Annotated in this window: 25 protein-coding genes and 1 pseudogene; 5 read left to right on the top strand and 21 right to left on the bottom strand. The window is 69.4% G+C overall.

Features of this window, described 5'->3' with window-relative positions; genetic code table 11:
- Positions 1–13 precede the first annotated feature (13 nt).
- The 10 genes from murD to Q5H91_RS00195 all read right to left on the bottom strand — a co-directional run bounded on the left by murD (position 14) and on the right by Q5H91_RS00195 (position 10,981).
- Positions 14–1,429, bottom strand: a complete 1,416-nt coding sequence (gene murD, locus Q5H91_RS00240) for a UDP-N-acetylmuramoyl-L-alanine--D-glutamate ligase (RefSeq protein ID WP_305171226.1) — start codon at positions 1,427–1,429, stop codon at positions 14–16.
- A complete protein-coding gene (mraY, locus tag Q5H91_RS00235) occupies positions 1,426–2,496 on the bottom strand; it encodes a phospho-N-acetylmuramoyl-pentapeptide-transferase (RefSeq protein WP_305171225.1) in 1,071 nt (356 codons plus the stop codon). Before mraY ends, murD begins: the two co-directional genes overlap by 4 nt.
- The gene (locus tag Q5H91_RS00230; protein WP_305171224.1) at positions 2,497–3,861 is read right to left on the bottom strand and encodes a UDP-N-acetylmuramoyl-tripeptide--D-alanyl-D-alanine ligase; all 1,365 of its coding nucleotides are present in this window, start codon (positions 3,859–3,861) and stop codon (positions 2,497–2,499) included.
- Between the two features lie 148 nt (positions 3,862–4,009).
- Positions 4,010–5,425 carry a UDP-N-acetylmuramoyl-L-alanyl-D-glutamate--2,6-diaminopimelate ligase gene (locus Q5H91_RS00225; RefSeq protein ID WP_305171223.1) on the bottom strand — a complete coding sequence of 472 codons (1,416 nt, stop codon included), beginning with the start codon at positions 5,423–5,425 and terminating at the stop codon, positions 4,010–4,012.
- 10 nt (positions 5,426–5,435) lie between these two features.
- Complete coding sequence (locus Q5H91_RS00220; RefSeq protein WP_305171222.1) at positions 5,436–7,151, bottom strand: peptidoglycan D,D-transpeptidase FtsI family protein; 1,716 nt, start codon at positions 7,149–7,151, stop codon at positions 5,436–5,438.
- A complete protein-coding gene (locus tag Q5H91_RS00215; protein WP_305171221.1) occupies positions 7,148–7,771 on the bottom strand; it encodes a hypothetical protein in 624 nt (207 codons plus the stop codon). The genes Q5H91_RS00220 and Q5H91_RS00215 overlap by 4 nt, the downstream gene beginning before the upstream one ends.
- The gene (rsmH, locus tag Q5H91_RS00210) at positions 7,768–8,754 is read right to left on the bottom strand and encodes a 16S rRNA (cytosine(1402)-N(4))-methyltransferase RsmH (protein ID WP_305171220.1); all 987 of its coding nucleotides are present in this window, start codon (positions 8,752–8,754) and stop codon (positions 7,768–7,770) included. The genes Q5H91_RS00215 and rsmH overlap by 4 nt, the downstream gene beginning before the upstream one ends.
- On the bottom strand, positions 8,751–9,248 hold the full coding sequence (locus Q5H91_RS00205) for a division/cell wall cluster transcriptional repressor MraZ (RefSeq protein ID WP_305171219.1): 498 nt from the start codon (positions 9,246–9,248) through the stop codon (positions 8,751–8,753). Before Q5H91_RS00205 ends, rsmH begins: the two co-directional genes overlap by 4 nt.
- 440 nt (positions 9,249–9,688) lie before the next feature.
- Positions 9,689–9,964, bottom strand: coding sequence for a hypothetical protein (locus Q5H91_RS00200; RefSeq protein ID WP_305171218.1), 276 nt, complete (start codon positions 9,962–9,964; stop codon positions 9,689–9,691).
- A gap of 36 nt (positions 9,965–10,000) precedes the next feature.
- Positions 10,001–10,981 carry a cysteine synthase A gene (locus tag Q5H91_RS00195; protein WP_305171217.1) on the bottom strand — a complete coding sequence of 327 codons (981 nt, stop codon included), beginning with the start codon at positions 10,979–10,981 and terminating at the stop codon, positions 10,001–10,003.
- Between the two features lie 100 nt (positions 10,982–11,081).
- Between Q5H91_RS00195 and Q5H91_RS00190 the strand changes: the two genes are divergently transcribed.
- From Q5H91_RS00190 to aat, 4 genes are all read left to right on the top strand, one after another.
- The gene (locus Q5H91_RS00190) at positions 11,082–11,345 is read left to right on the top strand and encodes a type II toxin-antitoxin system VapB family antitoxin (RefSeq protein WP_305171216.1); all 264 of its coding nucleotides are present in this window, start codon (positions 11,082–11,084) and stop codon (positions 11,343–11,345) included.
- Positions 11,342–11,737, top strand: coding sequence for a type II toxin-antitoxin system VapC family toxin (locus tag Q5H91_RS00185; RefSeq protein ID WP_305171215.1), 396 nt, complete (start codon positions 11,342–11,344; stop codon positions 11,735–11,737). The genes Q5H91_RS00190 and Q5H91_RS00185 overlap by 4 nt, the downstream gene beginning before the upstream one ends.
- A 78-nt stretch (positions 11,738–11,815) precedes the next feature.
- Positions 11,816–12,196 carry a hypothetical protein gene (locus Q5H91_RS00180; protein WP_305171214.1) on the top strand — a complete coding sequence of 127 codons (381 nt, stop codon included), beginning with the start codon at positions 11,816–11,818 and terminating at the stop codon, positions 12,194–12,196.
- Positions 12,197–12,292: 96 nt separating this feature from the next.
- Positions 12,293–13,000 carry a leucyl/phenylalanyl-tRNA--protein transferase gene (aat, locus tag Q5H91_RS00175; RefSeq protein WP_305171213.1) on the top strand — a complete coding sequence of 236 codons (708 nt, stop codon included), beginning with the start codon at positions 12,293–12,295 and terminating at the stop codon, positions 12,998–13,000.
- Between the two features lie 35 nt (positions 13,001–13,035).
- Here aat and Q5H91_RS16495 read toward each other — a convergent pair.
- The 5 genes and pseudogenes from Q5H91_RS16495 to Q5H91_RS00150 form a co-directional block, all read right to left on the bottom strand.
- Positions 13,036–13,269, bottom strand: a pseudogene (locus tag Q5H91_RS16495) (DUF2155 domain-containing protein); the annotation flags it as partial.
- A 191-nt stretch (positions 13,270–13,460) separates the two neighbouring features.
- The gene (locus Q5H91_RS00165) at positions 13,461–13,856 is read right to left on the bottom strand and encodes an NADH:ubiquinone oxidoreductase subunit NDUFA12 (RefSeq protein ID WP_305171212.1); all 396 of its coding nucleotides are present in this window, start codon (positions 13,854–13,856) and stop codon (positions 13,461–13,463) included.
- 9 nt (positions 13,857–13,865) lie between these two features.
- Positions 13,866–14,330, bottom strand: coding sequence for a DUF192 domain-containing protein (locus Q5H91_RS00160; RefSeq protein WP_305172323.1), 465 nt, complete (start codon positions 14,328–14,330; stop codon positions 13,866–13,868).
- Between the two features lie 32 nt (positions 14,331–14,362).
- On the bottom strand, positions 14,363–14,920 hold the full coding sequence (locus Q5H91_RS00155) for a cold-shock protein (RefSeq protein ID WP_305171211.1): 558 nt from the start codon (positions 14,918–14,920) through the stop codon (positions 14,363–14,365).
- A 24-nt stretch (positions 14,921–14,944) separates the two neighbouring features.
- Positions 14,945–15,508 (bottom strand): regulatory protein RecX, encoded by a 564-nt coding sequence (locus Q5H91_RS00150; RefSeq protein ID WP_305171210.1) that lies wholly within the window; start codon positions 15,506–15,508, stop codon positions 14,945–14,947.
- An 86-nt stretch (positions 15,509–15,594) separates the two neighbouring features.
- Between Q5H91_RS00150 and Q5H91_RS00145 the strand changes: the two genes are divergently transcribed.
- Positions 15,595–17,358 (top strand): fatty acyl-AMP ligase, encoded by a 1,764-nt coding sequence (locus tag Q5H91_RS00145; RefSeq protein WP_305171209.1) that lies wholly within the window; start codon positions 15,595–15,597, stop codon positions 17,356–17,358.
- 331 nt (positions 17,359–17,689) lie between these two features.
- Here the strand turns inward: Q5H91_RS00145 and Q5H91_RS00140 are convergent, their stop codons facing one another.
- From Q5H91_RS00140 to Q5H91_RS00115, 6 genes are all read right to left on the bottom strand, one after another.
- Positions 17,690–17,980 carry a hypothetical protein gene (locus tag Q5H91_RS00140; protein ID WP_305171208.1) on the bottom strand — a complete coding sequence of 97 codons (291 nt, stop codon included), beginning with the start codon at positions 17,978–17,980 and terminating at the stop codon, positions 17,690–17,692.
- 220 nt (positions 17,981–18,200) lie between these two features.
- Complete coding sequence (locus tag Q5H91_RS00135) at positions 18,201–19,406, bottom strand: ABC transporter permease (protein WP_305171207.1); 1,206 nt, start codon at positions 19,404–19,406, stop codon at positions 18,201–18,203.
- A gap of 130 nt (positions 19,407–19,536) precedes the next feature.
- Positions 19,537–20,277, bottom strand: a complete 741-nt coding sequence (locus Q5H91_RS00130) for an ABC transporter ATP-binding protein (protein WP_305171206.1) — start codon at positions 20,275–20,277, stop codon at positions 19,537–19,539.
- Positions 20,267–21,640, bottom strand: a complete 1,374-nt coding sequence (locus Q5H91_RS00125; protein WP_305171205.1) for an efflux RND transporter periplasmic adaptor subunit — start codon at positions 21,638–21,640, stop codon at positions 20,267–20,269. The genes Q5H91_RS00130 and Q5H91_RS00125 overlap by 11 nt, the downstream gene beginning before the upstream one ends.
- Positions 21,640–23,154 carry an efflux transporter outer membrane subunit gene (locus Q5H91_RS00120; protein ID WP_305171204.1) on the bottom strand — a complete coding sequence of 505 codons (1,515 nt, stop codon included), beginning with the start codon at positions 23,152–23,154 and terminating at the stop codon, positions 21,640–21,642. Before Q5H91_RS00120 ends, Q5H91_RS00125 begins: the two co-directional genes overlap by 1 nt.
- A gap of 63 nt (positions 23,155–23,217) precedes the next feature.
- Complete coding sequence (locus Q5H91_RS00115; RefSeq protein WP_305171203.1) at positions 23,218–25,212, bottom strand: acetyl-CoA carboxylase biotin carboxylase subunit; 1,995 nt, start codon at positions 25,210–25,212, stop codon at positions 23,218–23,220.
- Positions 25,213–25,238: the final 26 nt, after the last annotated feature.

Here is a 25,238-nt window from a genome sequence, read left to right as displayed (position 1 = left end):
CGTGCGACATCGGTCATGCGGCGTCCCCCTCAGGCAAGGCGTCGACGGCGGTGCGAAACGCGGCACCGCGCGCTTCATAGTCGCGGAACTGATCGAAGCTGGCGCAGGCCGGCGATAGCAGCACGACCTCGCCCGGCCGTGCAGCGGCAGCGGCGGCGGTGACGGCCGCGTCGAGCGTGCCCGCCGCCTCCACCGGCATGTGCTCCGCCAGCAGCGCGCCGAAGCGCGGCCCCGCCTCGCCGATCGTGTAGGCGCGAACGACATGGCCGAAATGGGGGGCGCAGGCGTCGAGATCGTCGCCCTTCGCCTTGCCGCCGACGATCCAGTGGATGCGCGGGAAGGCGGCGAGCGCGGGAGCGGCGCTCTCGGGATTGGTCGCTTTCGAATCGTCGACGAAGCTGACGCCGCTCCGGACGGCGATCGTCTCCATCCGGTGCGGCAGGCCGGCGAAGCTGGCGAGCGCGCGGTCGATATCGACCTCGGCGATCCCCAATGCCTTGGCGACGGCGATTGCGGCGAGGGCGTTCTGCGCGTTGTGCGGCCCTTGCAGCGACGGCCAGCGGCGCTGGTCGAGGCAGATGCCGGGCGCGATCTTGGTCAGATGCTCGGCACGGGCGGACAGGCTGCGGGCGATGGCGACGGAGGGCGCGTCGCCGATGCCGATCACCGCGTCATGGTTTTCCGACTGCATGTCGAACAGCCGCGCCTTCGAGGCGGCATAGGCTTCGAAGCCGTCATAGCGGTCGAGGTGATCGGGGGTGACGTTCAGCAGCACCGCGACATCGCAGTCGAGGGTCCGGGTCAGGTCGATCTGGTAGCTCGACAGTTCCAGCACATAGACGCCGCCCGCCGGCAGCGGCTTCTGCGCGAGAATGGGAAGCCCGATATTGCCGCCCATCAGCGTCGGCAGGCCGGCGGTGCGGCAGATGTGGTGGACCAGCGCGGTGGTGGTCGACTTGCCGTTGGTGCCGGTAATGCCGACCACCCGGTGCGGCGGCAGGTCGGCACGGGCCTGCGCGAACAGCTCGATGTCGCCGATGACGGGAGTGCCCGCGGCGCGCGCCTGCGCGGCGAGCGGATGAGTGTTGAGCGGCACGCCCGGCGACACGACCAGCGCGTCGAATCCCGTCAGGTCGTCGAGGGGCGCGACACTAAGATCCTCCCCGGCACGGGGAGGGGGACCGCCAGCCTCAGGCTGGTGGTGGAGGGGGACCGCCGCAAACGCATCCGCCCGTGGAGCCCCCCCTCCACCAGCTTCGCTGGTCCCCCTCCCCGGGCCGGGGAGGATCTGGTTGCGCTTCGCCTCGTCGCTGTCCCACGCGACCACGCTGGCGCCACCGGCCACCAGTGCGCGCACGGTTGCCGCGCCGGAACGCGCCAGCCCCAGCACAGCATAGCGCTTTCCCGCCCAGACCTGTGCGACGATCACCGCAGCTTCAGCGTCGACAGGCCGGCGAGCGCCAGGACGAAGGCGATGATCCAGAAGCGGATCACGACGGTCGGCTCGCTCCAGCCCATCTGCTCGAAATGGTGGTGGATCGGCGCCATCTTGAACACGCGCTTGCCGGTGCGCTTGTAGAAGAAGACTTGGATGATGACGCTCAGCGCCTCGACCACGAACAGGCCGCCGATGATGCCGAGCACGATCTCGTGGTGCGCGACGACCGCGATCGTGCCGAGCGCGCCGCCCAGCGCCAGACTGCCGGTGTCGCCCATGAACACCGCCGCCGGCGGCGCATTGAACCACAGGAAGGCGAAGCCAGCGCCGACCACCGCGCCGCAGAATATCGCCAGCTCACCGGCGCCCGGCACATGCGGGATGCCCAGATACTCGGCGAACTTCACATTGCCGGCCAGATAGACGATCACCATGAACGCGACCGAGGCGATGATGACTGGCATCGTCGCCAACCCGTCCAGCCCGTCGGTCAGGTTCACCGCATTGCCGAACGCGACGATCGTGAAGGCGGCGAACAGCGGGTAGAAATACCACAGTTCGATATACATGCGGTTGGTGAAGGGTAGGAACAGCCCCGACCCGTTCTGCCCCATGACGATCCACGCGGCGATGCCGGCAATCATGAATTCCAGCAGCAGCCGCACCCGCCCGGGCACGCCGGCAGTCGTGGCCTTTCGCACCTTATCGTAATCGTCGAGGAAGCCGATCGCGCCGAACCCCAGGGTCACGAACAGGCACGCCCACACGAACGGGTTCGACAGCTCCATCCACATCAGGATCGACAGCGTCATCGCGGTTAGGATCATCAGCCCGCCCATCGTCGGCGTACCGCGCTTGGCGAGATGCGTCTGCGGGCCGTCGGCACGGATCGGCTGACCCTTGCCCTGGCGGACGCGCAGCCAGCCGATGAAGCGCGGGCCGATCACCAGCCCGATCAGCAGCGCCGTCGCCACCGCCGCGCCGGTACGGAACGACTGATAGCGGATAAGGTTGAGAACGCCGGTGAAACCCAGCTGCTCGGCGATCCAGTACAGCATCTATGCGCCCCGCAGGCCCGCGACCACGCGCGACAGCCCTACCCCGTTCGAACCCTTGACCAGCACCGTGTCGCCGGGCGCCAGCACGTCGTGCGCGGCGTCCAGCGCCGCCGACGCGTCCGCGACATGCATGATGTCCATCCGCCCGGCAAGCGCCTGAGCAAGCGGCATCATCGCTTCGCCGACCAGCACGGCCGTTTCGACGCGCGCGGCCTCGACCGCATCGGCGAGGCCGGCGTGATAGGCAGGCGATGCTTCGCCCAGCTCGCGCATTTCGCCCAGGACCGCGACGTGGCGTCCGGGCTCCCTGGCCAGCACCGCAAGAGTCGCGCGCATCGAGGCGGGGTTGGCGTTATAGCTCTCGTCAATCACCAGCGCCGTGCCTCCTGCAAGCGGCGCCTCGAAGCGCGCACCGCGACCGACAAGGCCGCCCAGTTCGGCCAGCGCCAGTCCGGCGAGCGCCAGATCGGCGCCGACCGCGTCGACGGCGGCCAGCACCGCCAGCGCGTTCGACACCCAATGGTCGCCCGGCTGCGACAGGGTGAAGCTCAACTCGCGCGTCCCCACCCGCGCGGTGACGAAGCTGGCGCCGCTGTCGAGCCGCATCGCCTCGATCGCCCGAACGTCGGCACCCTTGCCCATGCCGAAGGTGACGACCCGCGCGGCATAGGGCTGGGCCGCGGCGATCAGGCGGTCGCGGTGGGGGCTGTCGAACGGCACGATCGCGGTGCCGCCCGGCTCCAGCCCCTGAAATATCTCGCCCTTGGCATCGGCGATCGCCGCCTCGTCCGGGAAGAACTCGGTATGCGCCGGGGCGATGGCGGTCACAATGGCGACGTGCGGGCGGACCAAGGTCGTGAGGTGCGCCAGCTCGCCGGAATGGTTCATCCCCATCTCCAGCACCGCCGCCTGCGTCTCCGCGGGCATGCGGGCAAGCGACAGCGGTACGCCGGTATGGTTGTTGTAGCTCTTGACAGAGCGATGCACCTGCCCGCGCATGCTGCGGTCGAGACAGGCGAACAGCGCCTCCTTGGCGCTGGTCTTGCCGACCGATCCGGTGACGCCGATCACCCGCGCGGCGGTGCGGGCACGGGCGGCGCGGGCGATGGCCTCCAGCGCGGCGAAGGTGTCGGCGACCCGGACATGAGGGTGCGGCGTATCGGCCGAGATGACCGCTCCCGCCGCCCCTTGTGCGAACGCCTGGTCGAGGAAGCGGTGACCGTCGGTGCTCTCGCCGGTCAAGGCGACGAACAGGTCTCCGGGGCCGACCTCACGCGAGTCGAACGCGACGCCGGTCGTAGCGAAGTCGGTCGAGGCGGTGCCGCCGGTTGCGGCGGCGATCTCAGCGGAGGTCCAGAGTGTCACTAAATCCTCCCCGGCACGGGGAGGGGGACCGCGACGCGCAGCGGCGTGGTGGAGGGGGAACGCCGAGCAGCGCCGCGCAAGTGGAGGCCCCCCTCCACCATGCTGCGCATGGTCCCCCTCCCCGTGCCGGGGAGGATCGTGGCGATCCTCACGCCGCCACCTCGCGCGCTACCGAGACATCGTCGAACGGCAGCACCAGGTCGCCGACGATCTGGCCCTGCTCGTGGCCCTTGCCGGCGATCAGCACGATGTCCTCCGCGCCAGCCTCGGCGATCGCCGTAGCGATGGCGGTGCGGCGGTCGCCGATCTCGGTCGCCTCGGGGCAGCCGCGCAGGACCTGGCGGCGGATCGTCGCGGCGTCCTCGTGGCGGGGATTGTCGTCGGTGACGTAGACCCGGTCGGCACGCGCGGCGGCGACCTGGCCCATCGTCTCGCGCTTGCCCGCATCGCGATCCCCACCGGCACCGAACACCGCGATCAGGCGCCCGCCCGCATGGGGCTTCAGGGCGGCGATCGCCGCCTCCAGCGCATCGGGGGTGTGGGCGTAGTCGACATAGATCGGCGCCCCGCTTGGCGCGATGGCGGCCCGCTCCAGCCGACCGCGCACCGGCTGCAACCGGGCGAGCGCCGCCAGCGTCGGCCCGACCTCGGCACCAGTTGCGATCACCAGCCCGGCGGCGACCAGCGCGTTGGCCGCCTGATAGGCACCGATCAGCGGCAGCTGGACGCGGTGCGTCGCCCCTTCCGCCTCGATCACCAGCCCCTGCCCCAGCAGCGTCGGCTCGCGGCCGACCAGTCTCAGCGTGTTGCCGCGCTCGCCGACCGTGACCAGCCGGTTGCCGCGCGCATGGGCCAGGTCGAACACTCGCCCCGCTTCCGGATCGTCGACCCAGATGACGGCGGTGCCGTTCGGACACAGCACCTCGGAGAATAGCCGCAGCTTGGCGGTTAGATACGCGCCCATGTCGCCGTGATAGTCGAGGTGATCGCGCGACAGGTTGGTGAAGGCGGCGGCCGAGACGCGCAGCCCCTCGGTCCGGTACTGGGTCAGGCCGTGGCTGGATGCCTCGAACGCCAGATGCGTCACCCCCTCACGCGCCAGTCCGGCGACGTTGGACAGAAAGGTCACGACGTCGGGGGTGGTCAGCCCGGTCGTCACCCGCTCGTCGGCAGTGGTGACGCCCAGCGTGCCGATCGAGGCAGCGTGGTGCCCCGCCATCCGCCACAGCTGGCGGGTCATCTCTACGACCGATGTCTTGCCGTTGGTTCCCGTCACCGCGACCGTCGTCGCCGGAAACGGGCCGAAGAAGCGTGCGGCAAGGCGAGCAAAGGCGGCACGCGGCTCGTCGTCGGCGATGTGGACCGCACCCTCGACCACCGCATCGGGCGCGGCGACGACGGCGACCGCGCCGGCGCGCACCGCCTCTGCGATGAAATCCTCGCCATTCACCCGCGTGCCGCGAAAGGCGCCGAAGACCGTGCCGGGCGCCACCTTGCGATGGTCGATCGCGAAGCCCGTCACCGCCACCGCCTCGTCACCGCCGGTCAGCTGCCCCAGCCTCATGCCACCGCGCTCACTGGCCGGTCGGCTGTCGGCGGGACGGGTCGTCCCATAGGGTCGGCACGATGTCCGAGACGTCGATGTCGCGCCGCTCGTCCGGCACGACGCCCAGCATCGCCCCGACCCGCGAGATTGTGCGCCCGACCACGGGCGCGGCGTTCCAGGCAGCGGTCTTCCACCCGTAGGTCTCCTTCGTCCCCAGCGGCGAGTCGAGCATCGCCAGCACGACATAGCGCGGCGCGTCCATCGGGAAAGCCGCCGCGAAGGTGGCGACGTTGCGCGACCGGTCGTACCCGCCGGCCACCGCCGCCTCTGCCGTACCGGTCTTGCCGCCGACCCGGTAGCCGGGGGCGTCGCCCTTGCGACCGGTGCCGCGCATCACGATCAGCCGCAGCATCTGCCGCATCCGCGCGCTCGTCGCCTCGCTCAGCACGCGGCGACCGGCGGCGGCGTGACCCGGTTCGACCTTCAGCAGGGTCGCCGGTCGCCAGATGCCGCCATTGACCAGGGTGGCATAGGCGCTGGCGAGGTGGAGCGGCGTGACCGCGATGCCATGGCCATAGGCGGTGGTCATCGTCGTCGTGCGAGCCCAGTATTTCGGCCAGAGCGGCCCACCCTTCTCGCGCAGTTCGATGTCGGGCCGGGTGTCGAAGCCCAGCTTGCGGAACATGGCCTGCATCCGCTCCGGCCCGACCTCGTCGGCGACGCGCGCCGTGGCGATGTTGGAGGAATAGATCAGCGTCTCGGCCATGTTCAGCCAGCGCTTCGGATCGCCGCGCTCGTCATGGATGGTGTAGCCGCCGACCTGCAAGGGATGGGTCGCGTCGAAGCGGCGGGCGAAGGAGGTGACAACGCCCGTTTCCATCGCCGTCGCCATGGTGATCGGCTTGAAGGTCGAACCCAGTTCGAACACGCTCTGGGTGGTGATGTTGCGCAGCTCCTCGCTGCCCGCCATCCCGACCCGGTTGGGATTGAAGGTCGGCAGCGACACCATCGCGATCACCTCGCCAGTTGACACGTCCATGACGATGCCGCCGGCGCCGCGCGCCGAGAAGGTCTGCATGGCGCGGCCAAGCTCGCTCTCCATCGCCGCCTGCACGCGGGTGTCGAGCGACAGGGCGACGGGTTTGCCGGCGGTGGCGGGGTTGGTCAGCCGCTCGTCGAGTACCCGCTCCATCCCCGACATGCCGCGCCCGTCGACCGACAGGAAGCCGAGCGCGTGGGCCGCCATGGTCGACTGCGGATAGAGGCGCTGAGTCTCGCGCGCGAAGACCAGCGCCGGCTCGCCGATCGCGTTGACCTGCTCGACCAGCGCGGGGCTGGCGCGGCGCTGGAGGTAGGTGAAGGATACCGGCTTGGTCAGCTGCTGGTAGAACCAGGCCTGGTCGCCGCGATCGGGCATCAGCGCGGCGAGGCGGGCGGCGATCTCCATCGGGTCGCCGATCAGCTTCTTCGGGTGAACCGCGATCGTCCAGGCGTCGATGGTGCGGGCAAGCGGCGCGCCATTGCGGTCGACGATATCGCCGCGCCCGGCGATCGCCGCGGCACGCGCCTCTGCCTCGGACCCCGACAGCACCGCCAGCATTCCGAGCCGCGCGATCACCAGCAGCACCGCCGCGGCGAACGCCAGCATCATCATCATCAGGCGCGTATGCGCGGTCGCCACCAGCTGGTGGCGCTGCTGGACGGTGCCCCGATGCGAGACCGGACGGGCGACCAGGGTCGTCAACGGCGGTGACCCGCCTCGGTCCGCGCGCCGGTCAGGATGTCGCCGAGCGTCGAATCGGACAGCAGCTTGCGGTCGAGCAGCGCGACCGCCTCCGGCCGCACCTTCGCCACCGCCGCCGCAGCACGGGCGACCGCGACCGGCGTCGCGCGGACGGGCGTGGCGGCCGCAATGCTGACCGTCGTCGTCACGCGACCGGTGGGGACGGGTGCCGACACCGGCGCATTGGCGGCAACCAGCGTCATCGCCGGGGACGGCTGCGGCACGCCGGCGGGCACGACCAGCGCCGCCTGCCGCATCTCGCCCGCGCCGCTCGCCGACGGTGCCGCATTGACGTCGAGCGAGGCGAGCGCCGCCTCGTCGCTGACGAACTGGCCGGCGACCGGCGCGGTCAGGGCCAGCGTGTCGCCGTTCCATTTCTCCAGCTGGACCAGGTTGGCGCGCGTGTCGAACTCGGTCTCCAGCGCGCGAATGTCCCGCTCCGCCGCGGCGATGCGGCGGTTGACCAGGTCGAGCTTCTTGCGCTCGCCGGCGACGTGGAGCGAGATCAGGTAAAAGCCCAGCACGGCGGCGACACAGCCCCCGAACCAGCCGATCCCCCGCAACCGATACGCCGCCGTCATCGTCCTGTCTCCTCTCGCCCCCGCCCGCCCTGCCACGCCGGGGCGGCGGTGCGCCGTGCCACCCGAAGCGTCGCCGATCGTGCCCGCGGATTCGCCGCGATCTCCGACTCACCCGCACGGATCGCGCGACCGACCTGTTCAAAACTGGGCGCCGCCGCAACACTCGCCTGCGGCAGATGACGCGAAGCTGAAGGCGCGGCACCCGACCGGTCGCGCAGGAAGCGCTTGACCATCCGGTCCTCTAGGCTGTGGAACGTCACCACCGCCAGCCGCCCGCCGGGCTTCAGCACCCGCTCCGCCGCCGCCAGGCCATCGGCCAGCTCCCCCAACTCGCGGTTCACATGGATGCGAATCGCCTGGAAGGTGCGGGTCGCGGGATCCTTCTTGTCGTGCGGCTTGTGCCCGGTCGCGCGGCGGACCAGCGCCGCCAGCTCCGCAGTACGGGTCAGCGGACGCGCCGCCACGATCGCGCGGGCGATCCGCCGCGACTTGGGCTCGTCCCCATAACGATAGATGACGTCGGCGATCTCCGCCTCGTCCGCGTCGTTCAGGAAATCGGCCGCGCTCGGCCCCTCCTGGCTCATCCGCATATCGAGCGGCCCGTCCGTCTGGAACGAGAAGCCGCGCCCGGCCTGGTCGAGCTGCATCGACGATACGCCGATGTCCATCGTCACGCCGTCGACAGGTACCGCGCCCAGTCGCGCAAGCTCACCCTCCATCGCGGAGAAGTCGGCATGGACCAGCGTCAGCCCGTCGATCGCCGCCGCCTGCCCGGCGCGGATCGCGTCGGGATCGCGGTCGAACGCGATCACCCGCGCCCCTGTCGCCAGCAGCGCGCGCGTGTAGCCGCCGGCGCCGAATGTGGCATCGACCATCGTCTCGCCGGGCTGCGGCGCCAGTCCGGCGGCGACCTCGGCGAGCAGCACCGGGATGTGAGGCGCGTCCGGGGAAAACCGGGGATCGGGCGTCTGGAGGTCGCTCACAGCGCGATCCCCTTCTGCTGCATGTGGAATGCCGCCATCGCCTTCACGACGCGCGGAATACCGTCCGTCTCGATCAGCGTCTTCGGGTCCCAGATCTCGATATAGTCGAGCACGCCGTAGAAGAAGGCGTGCTCGCCGATGCCGGCGTAGAAACGCGGAAAGGCGGGCATGATGAAACGGCCGGACCCGTCGAACGGCACCGCCTCTCCCGAGGCGGCGGCGCGCTTGATATTATAGTCGAACTCGCCGTCGGGGCCGACATGCTCCGCCTCGCGCTTGTCGAGCTGGGCGGCGAGGATATCGAGGTACAGGGGATCATAGGCAACCAGGCAGGGGTTCTTCTGGTGCGCGCCGATCACGATCGTGCCGCCGGTCTTGCCATCGGCCTTGGGCGCATTGGCGGCAAGCGTCGCGCGGAGTGCGGCAGGTATGGCAACGCGGCCCTTGTCGTCGACAAGACCGATGCCATCGCCCTGATATCGCCCCCTGTCCACACGCCGACTCCGCCCCTCTGCAGGCAAGACTTCCCCAACCCGGAAAGCAGCCATCGCCACCCTCCGACCACCAACGGCCACGGGAATTCTGCCCCTGAGTTAACCTGTACGTATCAGCGCGATCCTTGGGTCGCAACGGGATTTTTAGGGAAATCAGGGGAGATCGCTCCATTGAACAGCTGGAGGAGGTGAAATGAGCGGCATTCGTGGGGAGCGAACAAAAATGGTGCTAATTCAGCGTCCAAGCAAGATTGTCTCAGAATAGGACGGAAGCGGCTCAGGTGCCGCAGCTTACTTGCCAGTTCAGGACGGTCGACACGCGTCGACGATGTCGCCGTTGCGCGATTGGCGCAGGATCCTTCGCGCGTCCGACGGCGCTGCGCGCACGGAGGTATATCGGGAAATCAGGTGGCCAATGCCGCTGAAGCGAATCGCGGCCGTCAGTTTTCGGGAGCTACCGGCCCCTGTAGATTGGCGCTGCTCGGCGCAACGCCCATCTCGGCGAGCGGTTCGCCGGTGCCCATCGCCGCACTGTCGTTGGTCGCGGCGATCTCGGCGACCAGATTGGCCTGGGCAGAGCCCGCGACCGGGCGTTCACGCGTGGCGCTGCTAATGATCGCACTGGCGATCGCGATCAGCACCACCACCGCGAGCAGGCCGATCATGCCGACCTTGATGCGCTGGATCGGCTGCGAGGGTTCCGGCCGGACATCCATCTTGTCCGACCTATCTACCCGCTCGCCGCGCATTTCTCAAGCCGCGGCCTGCCCCAGCCCCTTTTCTGCACGCCAGGCCGGGTCGTGGAGGGTCGAGAGATAGCGGAAGCCGGTATCGCACAGGATCGTCGCGACCCTGCTGCCTGTCCCCAGTTGCCGCGCCAGGGCGACCGCGCCGGCGACGTTGATGCCGGACGACAGGCCGAGGCACAGCCCCTCCTCGTCGAGCAGCCGCCGGACCCAGTGATAGCCCTCCTCGTCGGAGATGCGGAACTGCGCGTCGATCGGCGCGCCCTCCAGATTGGCGGTGATCCGCCCCTGTCCGATCCCCTCGGCGACCGACGACCCTTCTGCCTTCAGCTCGCCATGCGCGTAATAATTGTAGAGCGCGGCGCCGTGCGGATCGGTGAGCGCGATCGTCACGCCCTCGTCCTTCGCCTTCAGTCCCATGCCGACCCCGGCGAGCGTCCCGCCGGTGCCGGCCGCGCAGGTGAAGCCGTCGATCCGCCCCTCCATCTGCGTCCAGATCTCCTCGGCGGTACCGGTGATGTGGGCGCGGCGGTTGGCGATGTTGTCGAACTGGTTCGCCCAGATCGCGCCCGGCGTCTCCTCGGCGATCCGGCGCGAGGTGTGGACGAAATGGCAGGGGCTGGCGTAGGGCGCGGCCGGCACCAGCACCAGCTCCGCCCCCAGCGCGCGCAGCGTGTCCATCTTCTCGCGGCTCTGCGTCTCGGGCATGACGATGATCGTGCGATAGCCCTTGGCGTTCGCCACCAGCGCCAGGCCGATACCGGTATTGCCCGCCGTCCCCTCGACGATCGTGCCGCCGGGATGCAACTGCCCGCGCGCCTCCGCGTCCTCCACGATGCTCAACGCGGCACGATCCTTCACGGACGCACCCGGATTGGCAAACTCGCACTTGCCGAAGATGTCGGCGCCGGCCACCGCGCTCGGCCCCTTCAGCCGGACGAGCGGGGTATGGCCGATAAGGGACAGCGTGTCGGGAACGATGGGCATATCCGGCACATAGGTCGCCCGCCCCGTCCGGCCAAGCGATGCCGGCTTGGTTGCCGCCAAGCGGGGCTAGTGGTAGAAGCTCGCGGCAGGAGGTAGAACGATGGGCGTCCAGCTGAACATCAAGGACCCGGAAACGGTGCGCCTGGCCCGCGAACTGGCCGACAAGACCGGCCGCTCGATCACCGAAACGATCCGCGGCGCGCTGGAGCAGGCCATCGCCGAGCGCGAGGCGGACGTGAAACGGCGGAGCGCGGCAGTCCGGGCACTGGTTGCCGAGGCACATCGTCGGGATCCCACACTCAAGCACCAGAATTTGAAAGAAGTCATGGACTCGATCTACGACGAGGATGGGCTGCCCGCGTGATCGTAGACACATCGGCGATACTCGCCGTGCTGATCGAGGAACCCGACGCAGCAATCTTCGACGCGCTTCTGAGCAAGACACCCGGCGTACGCCTGTCGGCGGGGTCTTGGGTCGAGCTTGCCGCGGTATTGCTCCGTCGCTTCCGGGGCATGCACGACGCCACGCTCGCCGGAATGATGGCTGAGTGGCGGATCGAGATCGCGCCCGTGACCACGACCCAGGCCCATCTCGCCGCGCTCGCCTATCGCACCTACGGCATCGGCACCGGCCACCCTGCCCGGCTGAACTTCGGCGACTGCTTCGCCTATGCGCTGGCGAAGGAGACGGGTGAGCCGCTGCTGTTCAAGGGCGACGACTTCGGCCGCACCGACGTGGTACCGGCGATCCGGTAAACGCTCTGCCGCTTTTTCGCGCCTGCGGCATATCCGTGCTTGACGCTGCCGCGGGCATTGGCAAAGCGCGGAACCGCTATGAAGATGCGCCCCACCCTGCTCCTCCCGCTCCTGGCGCTCGCCGCCTGCAACTCGCAGCCGTCGCAGCCCGAGGTGATCGAAACCAACCCCGATCCGATGAAGAACCAGTTGGCGAATGCCGCGCCGGTCGAGCTGCCGCCGGCGATTCGCGCCGACAAGACGCTGCGCTGCGCCAATGGTTCGCTGGTCGGCGTCACCTTCTTCCAGGGCGACAAGCTCGCCAGCGTGCGCGTCCCCTCGACCGCGACGCCGGTGCGCCTGACCGCGCCCGAGGCCGGCAAGCCCTATGTCGGCGAGAACGGCACGACCATGACGGGCGACGAGAAGAGCGTGACGGTAACCGTCGCCGGCAAGCCGGCCCTCACCTGTCACGACTGACCGGTCGATCACGGCCACCCATCGAGGTCGGCGGCATCGTCCGCCGGCCTTTTTTCTTGCCAGTCCGCCCGGCCGCCGTCACCCTGCCGTGTGACGATGGAGCGCCTTGACCCGCAGATCGTGCTCGGCGCCTATACGCTCGGCGTGTTCCCAATGGCGGACGCACGCGACGCCGCCGGCGTGTACTGGGTCGAGCCGCGGCGGCGGGCGATCCTGCCGCTCGACGGATTCAGACTGTCGAAATCGCTGCGACGGACGGTCGCCGCCGACCGGTTCCGCGTGACCGCCGACCGCGATTTCACCGCGATCCTGCGGCTATGTGCAGAAAGCGTCGCCGGTCGGCCCGAAACCTGGATCAACGGCAGCATCGAGCAGGTGTTCGTCGACCTGCACCGCAAGGGCTATGCCCATTCGATCGAGTGCTGGGACGGCGATCGGCTGGTCGGCGGGCTCTATGGCCTGGCGCTGGGCAGGGCGTTCTTCGGCGAGAGCATGGTCAGCCGCGCGACCGACGCGTCGAAGGTCGCGCTCGCCTGGCTCGTCGCGCGATTGCGGGCCGGCGGGTTCACGCTGCTCGACTGCCAATTCCAGACCCCGCACCTCGCCTCGCTCGGCGCGGTCGAGATGCCGCGGGCGCGCTATATGGAATTGCTGGGTGCGGCGCTGGGCGACGCGTCGTCGGCGGGTACAGGTGTCGGCGTCGCGGATTTCGGCGCACTCGACCGCGTCGGCCGCGCAACCGCCTCGGTGTCCGGATCGGTCGTCGGAAAGGACATCGTGCAGCTCTTGGTCCACACATCGTAGATCGGGTGATCGACGACGTTGAGCGCCGGCCGCTCCTTGAACAGCCAGCCCGAGAACGCCCGCCGCCAGCCGCGATCCGCGCCGCGCACGTCGACCTGCACGAAGGCGCCGGTCAGCGCCTCCGGCTCCCAGGGTGCCGTCTTCTCGCAGGCGGAGAGCCTGACCACGACGTCGCCGTACCGCACCGCGGCGCCGGGCTTCAACGTGAGTTCCCGCGCCTCGCCGTTGCGCTTGTTGAGCAGGCCGAGGACCGCGACCCGCTGCGCCATCGGCGTGGTGCCCTGGTCCGCGGTCGACGTGCCGGTCGCGATCGTCTCGATATCGTCGGGCATGCCCTCGGGCACGACCTGCGCGACCCGCGTCGCGGCGGGCGGAGCGGAACGGTCGGTCAGCGCGCGATAGCCGAACCACCCGCCGGCAAGCAGCGCCGCGGCCACCACGACCGCGGCCAGCCAGCGTATCATCCCTCGGGCGTCCACGCTTCATAGTCGCCGGTCGCGGCGGCGCGGCGGCCGCCCTTTTCCAGCGCGCCGGGCGGGCGATAGGCGAGCGCGGTGCCGGTCATATTCGGCACGGCCGGCTTCTGCCACGGCCGCTCGGGCGGCAGCGCACGGTCGGGCACGTCGTCGACCTGATGGTGCAGCCAGCTGAACCAGGCCGGTGGCACCCGGCTGGCATCGTTCGCGCCCTGATAGATCACCCAGCGGCGCGGATTGCCGGCGGTGTCCTTGCCACCCTCGTAATAGACGTTGCCGAGTGCGTCCTCGCCCATCTTCCGCATGCCGCGAAGACCGTAGAAGATGGTGCCCCAGCTGGCGCCGTTCCACCAGGTGAAAGGATTGCGATTGATGCCCATGCCGCCCGCTTACCGCGGCGCGGCGTCGCCAGCAACAGCCCCTTTGGCCCAGCGGACGCGGTCGCCCTCACCAATGCCCAGCTCCGCCGTGCGCCCGCCGGGCACCTCGAGCACCGCCGCCACCGGCTCGCCCGACAGGATCGGAGCGTCGGAGAAGGGAATGGCGTTCTCGGCGATCCGCGCGATCGTGCCGTCGGCGCGGATGAAGAGGATGTCGAGCGGGCTGGGCGTGTTGCGCATCCAGAAGCTCGCCAGCTTCGGCGCGCCGCCGTCCGGCGGATAGGGCGCGAAGAGCATGCCGAAGTCGGGCGCCAGCCCGGTGCGGTACATCAGCCCCCGCTCCTGCTCGGCCGCGGTCCGCGCGACTTCGGCCCGAAAGACATGCCGCCCGCCCGGCCCCTCGACCGTTACCGGCACGACGCGCACCGCCGCGGCCTGCTGCGCGTCATCGCCGCGACCGCAACCGGGCAGCATGCAGGCGAGCAGCAGCGCGGCGATCCGCACCCTCACCCGTGGGTACGCTCGACCGCCGCGGCGAGTGGACCCTTGCCGCCATCGACCACGCGGGCGCGCAGGGGCTCGTCGGGCTCGACCTCGCCGATCCCAGCGCGGCGCAGCGTTTCCATATGGACGAACACGTCGCACCCGTCCGCCGCGCGGATCAGGAAACCATAGCCCTTCAGCCGGTTGAACCATTTCACGCTGACCGGCTCGAACGGGCCGGCGGTGTCGATCAGCGACACCGGGTCGATCCGGGCACTGCCGCCGCGTGGCCGCACGGGCGGCGGCTCGGCGACCGCATCGGTCAGGTCGATCGCGACGATCTCGCTCGCCTGGTAACCGCGCCCCCGCTCGACGACCAGCGCCTCGACGCGTGCGCCCTCTGGCAGGCTGCGGCGGCCGTGCGGCTGCAGCACGCTGAAGTGCACCAGCACGTCGCCGACCGATGCGTCGTCCGCCACCGCAAAGCCGAAGCCGCGGGTCACGTCGAACCATTTGATGACACCGGCGACCGGCATCGGCTCAACCGCCGTACCGTCCACCTGCTCCTGCTGCGCCCTCATTCCGTCACCCCTGACGGCTGACAACTAGCATGGTTCCGCGTCGTCGCAAGAAGTTGACGTCATACGGTCATCGAATTGGGGAAGCTCTCCCGGCGGCGAACCGGCGATCGTACGGGCGAGCGCAAAGGAATGGCCGGCGCGGATCATCGCGCCGATCTGCTTCTCGCGCAGCGGCCGGTCGGCCGGGGTCGCGGCGAAGGGGCCGATCCGCTTGCGCCGGGCAAAGGCCAGCGCGCTGTCGACCGCACCCTCCTCGACCACCGGGCGCACCGCTTCGCTGTCCGCCTCGCCGACCCGCGCCTGGCGCAGCGCCGCCGCCACCCGCCCGCCGCCCAGTCCGCGCCGGGTCAGCGCCGCCGCCTTCGCCTCGGCATAGGCCCGATCGTCGACATAGCCGAGCGCGACCATCCGCGCCGCCACCGCCTCGGGATCGGCGGGCGCTCCGTCCCAGCCCCGCTCGCGCACCTTGCGGCGCAGATAGTCGGCCAGTTTCCCCCGTGTCGTCGCGAACCGCTCGACGTAGCGCAGCGCCAGCCGGTCGAGCGCGGCTGCATCCAGGGGCGGAATAGGGCGGCGCGGTTGGGCCATCGGCCATGTTTGTGCCACACTGCCCCCCGACAGGAAAAGCGGGCACGTTCGCGTTGCCCGTGCAGACGTAATTGAAGGCACCGACGATGACGACCGACACCACCGCTCCGGCCGTGCTCGCCCCCACCCCCACCGGGGACGCGCTGCCACGCCGCTTCGCCGACTTCACGACGCTGGGCGAGGCGCTGGACTATGCCGCCGATGGTCAACGCGGTCTGAATTTCCATGATGCCCGCGGCTCGCTGCTGCGCCCCTATCCGTTCGCGGAGCTGCGCGCGGATGCGCTGGTCGCCGCCCGCCGGCTGATTGCCGCAGGCGTGCGCCCGCAGGACCGGATCGCGCTGGTCGCCGAGACGTCGGCCGAGTTCGCCGCGCTGTTCTTCGGCGTGGTCTATGCCGGCGCCTGGCCGGTGCCGCTGCCGCTGCCGACATCGTTCGGGGGCCGCGACTCCTATATCGACCAGCTGCGTGTCCAGCTCGCCAGCTGCGACCCGCGCATGCTGATCTTCCCGCCCGAACTCGCCACCATGGCGGGCGAGGCAGCGACGCTGGCCGGTGTTGCAGGCATCGACTGGGCCGAGCTTGCGACGCGCGACGCACCCGAGGCGGTGCTGCCGGCCGCGGACAGCGACGACATCGCCTATCTGCAATATTCCAGCGGCTCGACCCGCTTCCCTCATGGCGTCGCGATCACCCACGGCCAGCTGCTCAACAACCTGGCCGCGCACAGCCATGGCATGGCAATCCAGGACAGCGATCGCTGCGTCTCCTGGCTGCCCTGGTATCACGACATGGGGCTGGTCGGCTGCTTCCTGTCGCCGGTCGCCAACCAGGTTTCGACCGACTATCTGAAGACCGAGGATTTCGCGCGTCGGCCGCTCGCCTGGCTCGATCTCATCAGCCGGCACGAGGGGACCACGCTCTCCTACTCGCCAACCTTCGGCTACGATATCTGCGCGCGGCGTATGTCATCGCAGACCCGCGCGTCCGACCGGTTCGACCTGTCGCGCTGGCGGGTCGCGGGGAACGGCGCCGACATGATCCGGCCGGACGTGATGCAGGGCTTCGTCGACGCCTTTGCCGATGCCGGGTTCAAGGCGAGCGCCTTCCTGCCCAGCTATGGCTTGGCAGAGGCGACGCTGGCGGTATCGATCATGCCGCCGGGCGAAGGCATCCGGGTCGAGCTGGTCGAGGAAACCGAACTGTCGGGCGGCGACCATGAGGGGCATCGTCCGCAGCGGTTCCGCGCGATCGTCAATTGCGGCAAGCCGGTGCGCGACATGAAGGTCGAAGTGCGCGAGGAAGACGGCACTCCCCTGCCTGAGCGTGCGATCGGCAAGATCTGGTGCAGCGGTCCGTCGGTGATGGTCGGCTATTTCCGCGACGACGCCGCGACCGAGGCGTGCATGGCCGCCGATTCCGCCGGAGCAAATTGGCTCGACACCGGGGACATGGGCTACATGTCGGACGGCTACATCTACATCGTCGGCCGTGCCAAGGACATGATTATCGTCAACGGCCGCAATCACTGGCCGCAGGATATCGAGTGGGCGGTCGAGCAGCTGCCCGGCTTCAAGGCGGGCGACATCGCCGCCTTCGCCATCACGACACCCGGCGGCGAGGAGACGCCGGCGGTACTCGTCCAGTGCCGCAGCAGCGACGACGCGGAGCGCACCCGCCTGCGCGACGCGATCCGCGAGCGCGTCCGCTCGGTCACCGGCATGAACTGCGTGATCGAGCTGATCCCACCGCGCACCCTGCCCCGCACCAGCTCGGGCAAGCTGAGCCGCGCCAAGGCCCGCAACCTGTACCTGGCCGGCGAGATCAAGCCCTACGCCATCGCGGCCTGATCGGACGGGAGCGGGCGCAGCGCCCCCCCCCCGGCCAGACACCCACCCTACTCACTCCGTTATGCCGGGCCTGTCCCGGCATCCACGGCACCGCTCACGCACAGGCTGCTAGAGTGTGATTCACTGAAACGGAAACACCTCCCCGGCGAAGGCCGGGGTCCAGTTGGGAGGATGTCGAGGAAGTGCGTTGCACGTCGTCACGACGGCTTTCCTAACTGGGCCCCGGCCTTCGCCGGGGAGACAAAGTCGCTGGTTCAATCCGAGTGGATCATACTCTATTCATGCGGAGCGGTGGATGCCGGGACGAGCCCGGCACGACCAGAAATGGTGGCTAGCTGCCGTTCCATTTGAGCCGCTCCACTTCGGCTCGATCGCCACCCATATGGCGAAGGAACGCCTCCCGCAGCCCGTCATAGTGCGTCTGCCACTTCGCCGGATCATCACTCGGGTCGACGCCATCTGCAGCGAATAGCCACATGACGAACTGGTCCGCCGTCACTTCTCCGCTCTCTGGCAGATAGTCGGTGACGTGGCTCGGCTCACCTCCGACTACGGAACCGCACCAACCCCTCTCCACACAGACCTCATGCATCAGGGCGTCGAAGGCTAGCTGTTCGCTCATGGTGCAAGCATATCAGAGCAGGTCGGCAATGTCCGCTTTCGGGCAACAGCGGACCTCACCGAACAATCGACCCTGTCCTACACACCCCCCACGCCTGTAAACAGCGTCTATGTCCCCCACCGTCCATCCGCAGTTTCCGGCACGCCCACCAGAAGAAAAACTGCGGAACCGGACACGGGAGGGGGGACGTAGTGTCCGGTTCCACGCCGCCGCCACGCCCCTATTCGTGGCGCAGCGCGTCGATTGGATTCAGCGCAGCCGCACGTCGGGCCGGGAAATAGCCGAACACCACCCCGATCACTGCCGATATGGCGAAGGCGATCAGGTTGATCTGCGGGTCGAACGTCCAGGGCACCTGCATCAGCGGCACCAGCGCCAGGATGACGAGCTGCGCCAGCGCCAGCCCGATCACACCACCCAGGCATGACAGCGCCACCGCCTCGACCAGGAATTGCAGCAGCACCTCGCGCGCGACGGCGCCGATCGCCAGGCGGATGCCAATCTCGCGCGTGCGCTCGGTCACCGACACCAGCATGATGTTCATGATGCCGATCCCGCCGACCACCAGCGAGATGGCGGCGACCGCGGCGACGATGCGGGTCAGCATCGTCGTCGTGCTGGTCAGCGTATCGCTGATCTGCTTGGTGTCGAAAATGTTGAAATCGTCGTCCTTGCCGCCCGTGATCGTGCGGCGCTGGCGCAGCAGGTCGGTGATCGATGCCTGCACCGTCTGGGTCGAATAGGCCTGATCGACGCCGACCAGCATCAGCCGGATGTCCTGGCTGCCGGTGAAGCGGCGCTGCACCGCCTTGATCGGCATCACCACCACATCGTCCTGGTCGCCGAACCCGCCCTGCCCGCGCGTCGTCAGCACGCCGATCACGTCGCAGCTGATATTGCCCAGCCGCATGCGCTGGCCCACCGCGTCGCCACCGCGGAACAGGTTCTGGTAGACGGTGTTGCCGATCAGGCAGACCGCCTTGCCAGCCGCCTCTTCCGCGGGCGTCCAGTAGCGGCCGGCCGCCAGCGGCCAGGGCTGGACGATCAGGAAGGCGTCGGTGGTGCCGTTGATCGTCGTCGACCAGTTGGCGCCATTGTAGATCGCCGTCGCCGAGGAACTCGCCTGCGGAGCGACCGCAGTGACGCCGGCGATCTGGTTGGCGATCGCCTCGACATCCGCCTCCTTGAAGTCGGGCGGACGCGGACCGCCGCCACCGCGACCGAAGCCCTGCCCAGGGCGGACCTGGAGCACGTTGGTGCCGAGCGCCGAGATCGATGCCTGGACCGCGCTGGTCGTCGCCTTGCCCAGCGTGACCATCGTCACCACCGCACCGACACCGATGACGATGCCGAGGATGGTGAGAAACGATCGCAGCAGGTGCCGGCGAATCGAACGCAGCGCGAGAACGAGGGTGGTGCCGAACATCAGGCGTACCTTCCAGGCTCGTCATCCCCGCAGAGTCGGGGAGCCATAGACGTTAGCGTCGCGCCTCTATCGGCGGCGTTGCGCGTCTGGATTCCCGCCTTCGCGGGGATGACGGGACAAAATGGCGCCGTCATGCCTCCACCGCCTGGCCTTGTCTGTGCCGTGCCTCGATCCGCTCGACCAGTCCGTCCTTGAAATGCACCACCGTCCGCGCGAACGCGGCCATTTCGCCCTCATGCGTCACCATCAGTACGGTGATGCCACTGTCGCGGTTCAGGCCGGTCAGCAGCTCCATGATCTCGACCGAGCGTTCCGAATCGAGATTGCCGGTCGGCTCGTCGGCGAGCAGCACGTCGGGGCTGGTGACGATGGCGCGGGCGATCGCCACGCGCTGCTGCTGCCCGCCCGACAGCTCGGCCGGGGTATGATCCCACCAGCGGTCGAGGCCGACCTTCTCCAGCGCCGCCATGCCCAGCTCGCGGCGGCGCTTCTTGTCCTCGCCGCGGTAAAGAAGCGGCAGCTCGACGTTCTCCAGCGCGGTCGTGCGGCTGAGCAGGTTGAACCCCTGGAACACGAAGCCGAGATAGCGCCGCCGCAGCAGCGCACGCTGATCGCGATCGAGCCGCTCGATATGATGGCCGCGGAACTGGAACTCGCCCGCGGAGGGTACGTCCAGGCAGCCGAGGATGTTCATTGTCGTCGACTTGCCCGATCCCGACGGGCCCATCACCGCGACGAAATCGCCGCTCTGAATGTCGAGATCTACGCCCTTCAGCGCCTGGAACTGGGTGGCGCCGCTGCCATAGACCTTGGTGACGCCGCGCAGCCGGATCAGCGGCGGGCCGGCGTCGGCGACCGGGTTACTGGCCACCGCCGCCGCTCCGCTGCCGCCGCTGGCCCCCTGCCTTCGACGCCGCCGCCTGATCGCCGCCGGCCAGCTGGCCGGTGATGACCTCCTGCCCCGGCTTCAGGTCGCCGCCGATCACCTCGGTCACGGTGCCGTTGGTATCGCCGGTGGTGATCTGCACCGGCTGCGGCTGGCCATCGGCACCCTTGACGTACACCGTCTGGGTGGCGCCGCGCGCCAGCGTCGCCGTCCGCTCCGGCCGGTCGCGGCGGGGGCGGAAGGTCAGCGAGCCGGCGATGCCACCGCCCTGTGCGGCACTGCCGCTCGTCGGCTTGAACCGCAGCGCAGCGTTGGGAACCAGCAGCACGTTGCGGCGATCCGACGTCACGATGTCGGCAGTCGCGGTCATGCCCGGGCGCAGCTGGCCATTGGGGTTGGCGACGGTCAGGTCGGCGGCATAGCTGACCACCTGACCGGTCGTCGATGTGGTGCTGGTCGTCGTCGACGAGGAGGTCGCCGAGCTGACCGTCAGGTTGGACCCCAGATCGACGCGGGTGATCGTCGCCGGGAAGCTGCGGCCAGGGAAGGCATCGACGGTGAAGGTCGCCTTCTGCCCCAGCTCCACCTCCCCCACGTCCGCCTCGTCGATCGCGACCTCCAGCTTCATCTTGGTCAGGTCTTCGGCGATGACGAACAGCGTCGGCGTGTTGAACGACGCGGCGACCGTCTGGCCGGGATCGACCTGCCGCGCCAGCACCACGCCCGATACGGGCGAGCGGATGATCGCGCGGCTGCGCTGGGTCTGGCTCTGCGCCAGCTGCGCGCGCGCCGCGGCGACGTTCGCCTGCGCCGTCCGCACCCCGGCAACCGCGCGCTGGGCATTGGCGCGGCCGGTCTGCAGCTCGGTGGCCGACGGGACGCGGCCGTTCGACAGCTTGTAGACCTCTTCGAGCCGCGCCAGCTGGGCGTTCGCCTCGCTCAGCGTCGCCTGTGCCTGCGCGACCTGCGCCTGATTAGCGTTCAGCTGCGCTTGGCTGGCACGAATCTGGTCGTCGATCTGCTCCGGATCGATCAGCGCCAAGGGCTGGCCGGCGGTGACCCGGTCGTTGACGTCGACCACCACCTTGGTGACCAGGCCCGACAGCTGCGAACCGACCGTCACCTGGTTGGTCGGCGCCAGCTTGCCGGTCGCGGCGACGCTGACGGTCAGGTCGCCGCGCCGCACCGGCGCGGTGGCATAGCCCGCCGCCTCGTCACCCTTCATGCAGCGCGCGACCAGCAGGGCCAGCAGCACGACGCCAACCAGCACGCCGGCCCATTTGGCCCAGCGCCGCCAGGCCGGCACGGGCTTCACGCCCAGAAACTCGTCCGTACTCTGGTCGGCCATCAGCGGGTCTCTGTTTGCGGAGTGACGGGCACCGGCACGGGTGCGGGATCGGTGCCGGCGGCACGGGTGCGCGGCGGCGCCTCGGGAACGGTCGTCGCATCCCAGCCGCCGCCGAGCGCGACGTAGAGCGCAACCTGCGCGCTCGCCGCGTCGGACCGCGCCTGGGCCAGCCCGTTGCGGGCGGACAACAGTGTCGCCTCCTGCTGGCTCAGCGTAGTGAAGTCGGTCAGGCCCGAGCGGTACTGACTGCGGCTGAGGAGCGCGGAGTTGTTGGCGGCGTCGAGCGCGATGGCGAACTCGCGCTGGCGCGCCTGTGCGGTCGACAGCGCGACGACGGCGTTCTCGACATCCTCCAGCGCCAGCAGCACCGTTCCCTTGTACGCCGCCAGCGCCGCGTCTGCCGCGGCTTCCTGCGCGCGCACCTGACTGCGCAGCCGGCCACCGTTGAAGATCGCCTGGGTCAGCCCGGCGAACAGCCCGCCGGTGATCGCGTCGCCGATGCCGGTGATCGAGGTCGCATTGGTGTTGATGTTGCCGGTGATCGCCAGCGCCGGATAGAGCCGCGCCTTGGCCACGCCGATCTGCGCGGTCGCCGCCGCCAGCGTCCGCTCCGCCGCGCGCACATCGGGCCGCTGGCGCAGTACTTCTGCCGGAATGCCGGCGCCGATCGTCGCGGGACCGCTCGGGATCGGGCGCGGCGCCTGCAACAGCGGCTTGAGCGCACCCGGTGCCTGCCCGGTCAGCACGCCCAGTCGCGACACGGCCGCGTTATACTGCTGCTCGAGCGAAGGAATGGTCGCGGCAGTCTGCGCCCGCTGGCTGCGCGCCTGCTCGCTGTCCAGCGACGAGACGAGGCCCGCCTGCACACGGAAGCCGGCGATCTCCAGATTGTCGTCCTGCAGCCCCAGCGAGGCGCGGGCGTTGGCGATCTGGGCCTGAAGCCCGCGGGCGATCACGTAGTTGCGCGCGACCTCGCTCTCCACCGACAGGAGCACGCCGGCATAATCATAGCCGGAGGCGGCATATTGCGCGCGGCTCGCCTCCACGGTGCGGCGCAGCTCGCCGAAGATGCCGACCTGCCAGCTCGCCGACAGGCCGAGCGTATAGCTGTTCGATCCGCCGCCGCCGGTATCGACGACCGTGCCATCGGGCAGCGTGAAGGATCGCCCGCCGCCGCGCAGGTTCTCGTTGCGCTGGTATCCGGTCGACCCCGACACGGTGGGCAATAGGCTGGCACGGCTCTGCACCAGCGCCTCACGCGACTGGCGCAGGCGCGCGACGGCCTGGGCGATGTCGGTGTTGGCGGTGGCGGACTGCTCGACCAGCTGGCCGAGGACCGGATCGTCGAAGCGGTTCCACCAACGGGTCAGGTCCTCGCGCGCCGGCGCGACCGGCACCGACCAGTCGGTCGGCACACCGAGCGCGGCGGGCGAGGCTGGGCGATAGTCGGGACCGACCGAACAGCCCGCCAGCAGCGCGGCGGTAGCGATGGAAAGAACGCGAAGGCGCGACATGACCGTTGGGATGGCCAACGCGCCTGTTACTGTCCAGCGCGTTTATGTCGCATTTTGTCGCGTCTATTCGAGTTCCAGGATCACCTGATCGACCGCCAGGCTGTCACCCGCCTGCGCCTCGATCGCCTTCACGACGCCCGACTTGCCTGCGCGCAGGATGTTTTCCATCTTCATCGCCTCGACGACCGCCAGCGGCTGCCCCGCCTCGACCCGGTCGCCGGCGGCGACGTCCAGCCGCACCAGCAGCCCCGGCATCGGCGCGATCAGGAAACGCGACAGGTCGGGCGGCACCTTCTCGATCAGGTGCCGGGCATAGACCGCGACCCGCGCCGGCAGCACCCGCGCGACATGCGCCGCGCCACGCGCCGTCAGGCGGAACCCGGCACGGACCGGGTGGAGCTTCACGATCAGCTCCTCGCCGCCCAGCTCGGCGCGCACCAGCCGGTCGCCGGGCGTATATTCCGCGGACAGGTCCAGCTCGCTGCCATCGACGCCGATCGCATCGGGCGAGACGGTGACGGCATGATCCTGCCCGTCCAGCCTGACCACCCATTCGGCCGGCGGTCTCAGGCGACGGCCGAGTTGTCCGTCGATCCGCCGCGCCCGATCGGCCTGCACCGTCGCGGCGAAGGCGGCGATCGCAGCCAGCGCCCGGCGAAGATCCTCGCCGGCGGGCGCGCCCTGGAAACCGTCCGGATATTCCTCTGCGATGAAGCCGGTCGTCAGCGCCCCTTCGCGGAAGCGCGGATGCTGCATCAGCGCCGACAGGAAATCGAGGTTGGTGCCCGGCCCCTCGATCTCGAACGCGTCGAGCGCCGCGATCTGAGCGTCGATCGCCGCCTCGCGCGTAGGCGCCCAGGTGATGAGCTTGGCGATCATCGGGTCATAGAACATGCTGACCTCGCCACCCTCGGCGACGCCGTCGTCGACACGGGTGCGGACCTGCCGATCCTCCCCGTGCCGGGGAGGACTGTACCGCACCAGCCGCCCGATGCTCGGCAGGAACCCGCGATACGGATCCTCGGCATAGACGCGGTTCTCGATCGACCAGCCGTCGATCCGCACATCGTCCTGTCCGAACGCCAGCGGCTCGCCCGCCGCCACCCGGATCATCTGCTCGACCAGATCCAGCCCGGTGATCTCCTCGGTTACCGGATGCTCGACCTGCAGCCGGGTGTTCATCTCGAGGAAGTAGAAGCCCTGCCCGGTCGTGTCCGCGCCCGACACGATCAGCTCGACCGTGCCCGCGCTGTAATACCCGACCGCCTGCGCCAGTGCGACCGCCTGCTCCCCCATCGCCTTGCGCATCGCCGGGCTGACGAAGGGCGACGGCGCCTCCTCGACCACCTTCTGGTGGCGGCGCTGGACCGAGCATTCGCGCTCGTTCAGATAGACGATGTTGCCGTGCTGGTCGCCCAGCACCTGGATCTCGATGTGCCGCGGGCTCTCGATGAACTTCTCGATGAAGACGCGGTCGTCGCCGAAGCTTGCCAGCCCCTCGCGCTTGGTCGCCTCGAACCCCTCGCGCACGTCCTGCTCGGACCAGGCGAGCCGCATCCCCTTGCCGCCACCGCCGGCTGACGCCTTCATCATCACCGGATAGCCGATGTCGGACGCGATCCGCACCGCCTCGTCGGTGTCGGCGATCTCGCCCAGATAGCCGGGGACGACGTTGACGCCGGCCGCCTTGGCCAGCTTCTTCGATTCGATCTTGTCGCCCATCGCCGCGATCGCGTTCGGCGGCGGGCCGATAAAGGCGATGCCGGCCTCGGCACAGGCGCGCGCGAAACTCTCCCGCTCCGACAGGAAGCCGTAACCGGGATGGATCGCGTCCGCCCCGGTTTCCTTGGCGGCGAGCAGGATCAGCTCGGCCTTCAGATAGCTCTCCGCCGCCGGCGCCGGCCCTAGCCGCACCGTCTCGTCCGCCATCCGCACATGCGGCGCACGGGCGTCGGCGTCCGAATAGACCGCGACGGTCTTGATCCCCATCTTCTTCGCCGTCCGGAACACCCGGCACGCGATCTCGCCGCGATTGGCGACCAGGATTTTCTTGAACATCAGGCCTCTTTCGATCCTTCTGCCAA

This window comes from Sphingomonas aurea (assembly GCF_030678875.1).
GTDB classification, from domain to species: Bacteria; Pseudomonadota; Alphaproteobacteria; order Sphingomonadales; family Sphingomonadaceae; genus Sphingomonas; species Sphingomonas aurea.
Note: the sequence above shows the minus strand (reverse complement) of the source record. Positions and strands in the feature narration are given on the sequence as shown.